Source organism: Bradyrhizobium sp. (assembly GCF_050014615.1).
GTDB lineage: Bacteria > Pseudomonadota > Alphaproteobacteria > Rhizobiales > Xanthobacteraceae > Bradyrhizobium.
Genome location: NZ_JBEKCZ010000284.1, coordinates 1 through 5,281, shown reverse-complemented (window position 1 = coordinate 5,281; position 5,281 = coordinate 1). Strand labels below are relative to the sequence as shown.

Genomic DNA, 5,281 nt, shown 5'->3' with positions numbered 1-5,281 from the left:
CGGCGCGGCGCATGTCGGCGACATCGGTGGCAACGCCGGCGGCGTCACGCGGCCGCGTCAGCACGTCGCGAATGATATTTTCGATTTTGCCGCGAAAATCCGGCGACGATGAAATCACCCGGGCCCGGGTCAATGCCATATGCTCCCAGGTCCAGGCTTCCCGATCCTGATATTCGGCGAACGAACTCAGATGCGAAGCCACCGGGCCGGCCCGGCCGGAGGGCCGCAACCGCATATCCACTTCGTAGAGCACGCCGTGATTGGTCCGCGTCGTAAACGCGCTGATCAGCCGCTGGGTGAAGCGCGCGAAATAATGCGCGCCATGGAGGGATCGCGCGCCATCGGAATCCGGATACTCAGGATCGAACTCATAGAGCAGGATCAGATCGAGATCGGACGCGGCGGTCATCTCACGGCTGCCCAGCCTGCCCATCGCGAGGATCGCGGTCTCCTGCCCCTTGATCCGGCCGTGCTGGACCGCGAATTGATCGGTCACCAGGCCATGCACGGTATCGACAATGCCCTCGGCGACGTCGGCGAAAGCGACACTGGCTTGCTGGGCGGAGACCGTGCCGGACAGGATACGGGTGCCGATCAGGAACAGGCTTTCCTTGCCGAACAATCGCAGCCGGTCGAGAAATTCCTCGTAGGAATTGGCGTCCACCAAGGTGGCCGCAAGACGCGCGGACAATTCGCGCTGGTCCGGCATCGCGCCAAAGAAGCGCGGATCGATCAGCCCGTCCATGATCTGCGGCCGCCGCGCCAGCATGTCGCCAAGACGCGGCGCGGCGCCGAGGATCAGCGCCACCAGGGCGACGAGGTCGCGGTTCTGGCTGAGCAGCAGGATCAGCCGCCCGCCACGCTGCAGCGCCCGCAGGAAATGGTCGAAGGCCGCCACCGCGTTGTCGGGCTCCTCGGCATCCGCCAGGCCGGCAATCAAGGCGGGAACGAATTCGACGAATGCGTTGCGCGTCGATTCCATCCGGAATACGCGATAATCGCCGGCCAGCCATTGCTGCACCGTCTGCGCCGCCGTGATCGGCTTCTTGAAACCGAGCGAGGTCAGGTGTTCGATCACGCGGGGGTCGTCCGGACCGGCCGCGTAATCCACCGCCGGCAATCGGGCGGTACCGGCCGGGTCGCCCTCGAACAGCTTGCCATAATGCCCCTGCACGACGTTGAGATGGCCAAACAGGTCGCCGGCGAACGCGGCTCGGCTGTCGTAACCGAAAAATCGGGCAAAGCGCTCCACGGCCTCGCTATCGTCCGGCAGCGCATGGGTCTGCTCATCCGCTATCATCTGCAGCCGGTGCTCGACCCGCCGCAGAAATTCATAAGCAGCGGTGAGCTGGTCGCGCGCCTCGAAGGTAATCCAGTGGCTGGACGCCAGTACGTTCAACGCTTCCAGGGTCGGGCGCACCCGCAATTCGGGGTGCCGGCCGCCGGCGATCAGCTGCTGGGTCTGCGCGAAAAACTCGATTTCGCGGATGCCGCCGCGCCCGATCTTGACATTGTGGCCCTCGATCGCGATTTCGCTTTGCCCGCGAAAGGTCTGCATCTGCCGCTTCATGTCATGCACGTCGGCCAACGCTGCGAAATCCAGATGCTTGCGCCAGACAAAGGGCGCGATTTCCGCGACCAGCGCCTCGCCCGCCCTGGAGTCGCCGGCGCAGGCGCGCGCCTTGATCATGGCCGCGCGTTCCCAGGTCCGCCCTTCCCGCTCGTAATAATGCAGCGCCGAAGCGGTCGAGAGCGCCACCGGCGTCGAGGCGGGATCCGGACGCAGCCGCAGATCGACCCGGAACACATAGCCGTCGCCGCTGCGTTGCTGCAGGATCCGGGACAAGCCCTGCGTCAGCCGCACAAAGAACGGCTGCGGCTCGATATCGGGCGCCAGCGTCGGCGCATCGGCCTCGAAGAATACGATCAGATCGATGTCGCTGGAATAATTCAGCTCGCCGGCCCCCATCTTGCCCATCGCCAGCACGACCAGACCGCTATCATCCTCGGGACGGTCCGGGTTCGGCGGCGACATTCTCCCGCGCGCCGCTTCCTGCTGCAGCAAGAAGCGCAGCGCCGATTGCACCGAGGCGACCGCAAGATCGGTCAGCGCCGCCGTGACCTGCATCACCGGCCAGACGCCGCCGATGTCACACAGCGCGATCAAGAGCGCGGCTTCCGACTTCATGCGACGGAGCCATTGCATCACGTCGGCTTCGCCTGGTGCCTGCAGCACCTCGCGGCGGGTGTTGTCGATCAGGTGCGCCAGATATCGTTCCGGCTCGCATTCGAGCAGCCTGATCGCGCGCGCGCTGTCGGCGCGAACGAGATCGAAAAGATAGGGCGAGGCTTCGGCGATGCCCAGCAAAATGGTTTTGACGAGGGGAAGTCGGACGATGAGATCATCGATCGCCGCCGCCTGCTCCGCTGCAAGGCCGGTCAGCCAGTCCGTCAGTCGCTGCTCGGCTTTATCGGGATCGGACAGATGCGGTCCGTCCACGAACCGCGCGGCGAGTGCGGCCTTCGCGGATGAATTCATGCCACCTTCTGTGGCACATCATGCGTTTGAGCCGCAAGCCCGTCACCGACACCCGACAGCGCCGGGATGGCCAAAGTTGCGGTGAGTCCGGGATGCGCGTCACCAAGCCTGAGTTCGCCGCCATGCAGCGTCGCCACCGCCGACGCCAGGCTCAATCCAAGCCCGGACCCGGGCTGCGTGCGGCTCGCCTCCAGCCGCACAAATCGTTCCACCGCATGTTTGCGATCGGCTTGCGGAATCCCCGGCCCGTGATCGGTGACACTGAGCAGCACCTGATCGCCAGCGCGCCGGGCCTCGATCAGGATTTCCTTGCTGGACGCAGCCGCGACCGCGTCGGCGCCGAGCGGTTGGGCCGCTGCAAGCGGCTTGCCGTATTTGATGGCGTTCTCGACGAGATTGGCCAGCGCCTGGCTGATCAACTCGCGATTGCCGTGAAGCGGCGTGGATTCGGTCCTGACATGCAGGGTCATGCCATCGTCTTCCGCGAGCGGCTCGTAAAGTTCGTGAATACCATTGGCGACGTCGGCGGCGTCAAAGTCGTCCATATTGCCGCGCGCCTGCCCGGACTCGGCACGCGCGATCATCAACAGCGCATTGAAGGTCCGAATCAAGCCGTCGGATTCCTCGATGGTCCGTTCCAAAGCGTTGCGGTATTCGGCTTCACTGCCGGACTTCGCCAGTGCCTCTTCGGCGCGATTGCGCAACCGCGTCAGCGGCGTCTTGAGATCGTGGGCGATGTTGTCGGAAACTTCCTTCAGCCCCATCATGAGGGCTTCGATCCGCTCCAGCATGGCGTTGAGATTTTCCGCCAGACGATCGAGTTCATCGCCGCTGCGTCCGACCGGCAGCCGCCCGCTGAGATCGCCGGCCATGATGCGCTGGGTGGTTCCGGTCATGGCATCGATGCGCCGCAATACCCGCCGCGCCACGAAGATGCCGCCGCCAAGACCAAGCACCACCACGATCAATACCGACCACTGCGCGGCATTCGCGACAATCCCGAACAGCCGCCGGCGTTCCTCGAGATCGCGCCCGATCAACAGCCGAAAGCCGCTGGAGAGTTCGGTGACCCGCACCAGCGCGTGATGATCCGCGGTGTCCTGCTCATCGAGCCGCCGATAGGCGGTCTCCGACCACCCGATCGTCGCCATCACGCCCGGCGCCAGCGAGCCGACATTGCCGGCGATGGCCTGCCCCGCCGGGGTGGTCACGAGGTAGAGGTTGGCACCCGGCCGCAACGCCCGGTTCTCGATCGTGTTGACCAGGCCGCGCAGTCCGCGCCGCCCGAAAATATCGCTGACCTCGCCGGTTTCCGCGTTCACGGTGGTGGTGATCTGTTCGGTGATCAGCCGGCGCGTGTTCCAGGCGAAATAGCCCAGCAGCGATGCGGCAAACAGCGCGAACAAAAACAGATATACCAGCGTCAATCGAAACGCCGTGGTTCGGATCAGCTTACCGAATGCCGTCACGGATCATTATGGGTTCGAAGGCTGTTAAGCGGTGTCATGCGACGCTGTCTCCTTCGAGAAGTCCAATAAACATGGCATTTCCTGTTACCCGATGGTGCGACCCGCTACAGGCACAAAACCTGGTAATACGTTGCTTTTCGTCGTTGAAAGACATCCGTGTGGCGATAAACCCTTGGGGCTCACGCGTATTACCGCATCAAGATACCTGTCAAAACGGGCCATAATAGCCTAAAATGCCCCCTCAACCCGAGCCAAGTTAAATCTCAGAAACCTGGCGCGCACGCCGACCAGAATGGTCTTTATCTGATCGTTCACGACAATTGGGAGCGCGTATGGGCCTACCGCTTCACCGATCTCGATGGCAAGCACGCTCGGCAGTTTTTTTCGGGTCGTTGGCTTCGTAGGTTCGTTCGCCAAGTTGCGCTGGGTGAGCCATTGTCGCGCCGCAGCCGCCGCCGCTGGATGCGTTTCCGGCGCACGATTTTAGACGCTTTTTTGAACACGCTTTCCAAAATCAGAGGCGGCAGCACTTTTGCGAAGGCCCCCCGTTACATACCCCAAAAAGAAACGTTTAATTTTACTTTTGTAACGCTTAATTCGAAAATTTTTTTGTAAGTTTTCGACCCGTCTGAATCTCCAATAAAGCGTTACTTTTCTCTCAATTAAGCGTTACACGATTTCCGACATTGCTCGATCCTTCGGTCCCTCGAAAGGACGCTTTCAAACCCAGCTTTTTGTCCGTCAACGAATTCTTGAGATCGCAAAATTGAGTTTTTTCGAAGCTGAAAACGCTGTCCCGCCGGGCCACCACCGCCCAGAGGCATCTGTTTCGACCAAGCGGCCATGCATCGGATCGTTCGCTTGCTGGAAGTGGCATTCCGACGGCCCGGGAGTGACCGATTACAATGTCGATTGGATTTCGTAGACGGTCAAATTCGCTCGAGATTTCATCGAACGCTAAGGCCAATGCCATCACGCGAAATGGCGACCCCTCAATTGTCTCTCCAGAGGATGTAACGCTTAATTGGATTTCGACTTTCGAAGGATTTTGGCCAAGCCTTTGAAGGATTTCAAAATTCTCAAAATCGTGTAACGCTTATTTTGAATTTTGTAACGGTTTATTGGAAAAAAGTAACGCTTTATCACCGAACTGTAACGCCAAATTCGGGGAAAAGTAACGGTTATTTCGAGTTTAGTAACGCTTAATTTAGACAAAAGTAACGCGCAACTACAATGTGCGCTACCGGTAAGGCAATGTGCGCTACCGGTAAGG

At 60.9% G+C, this 5,281-nt stretch carries 2 protein-coding genes; both read right to left on the bottom strand.

Features of this window, described 5'->3' with window-relative positions; all coding sequences use genetic code 11:
• Nucleotides 1-2,539: bifunctional [glutamine synthetase] adenylyltransferase/[glutamine synthetase]-adenylyl-L-tyrosine phosphorylase (locus tag ABR948_RS27970; protein ID WP_428124289.1), on the bottom strand; the 2,539-nt coding region annotated here is incomplete at its 3' end.
• Entirely contained in the window at nt 2,536-4,008 is a 1,473-nt protein-coding gene (locus tag ABR948_RS27965; protein ID WP_428124287.1) for a sensor histidine kinase, read from the bottom strand. The genes ABR948_RS27965 and ABR948_RS27970, both read right to left, overlap by 4 nt.
• Nucleotides 4,009-5,281 lie beyond the last annotated feature (1,273 nt).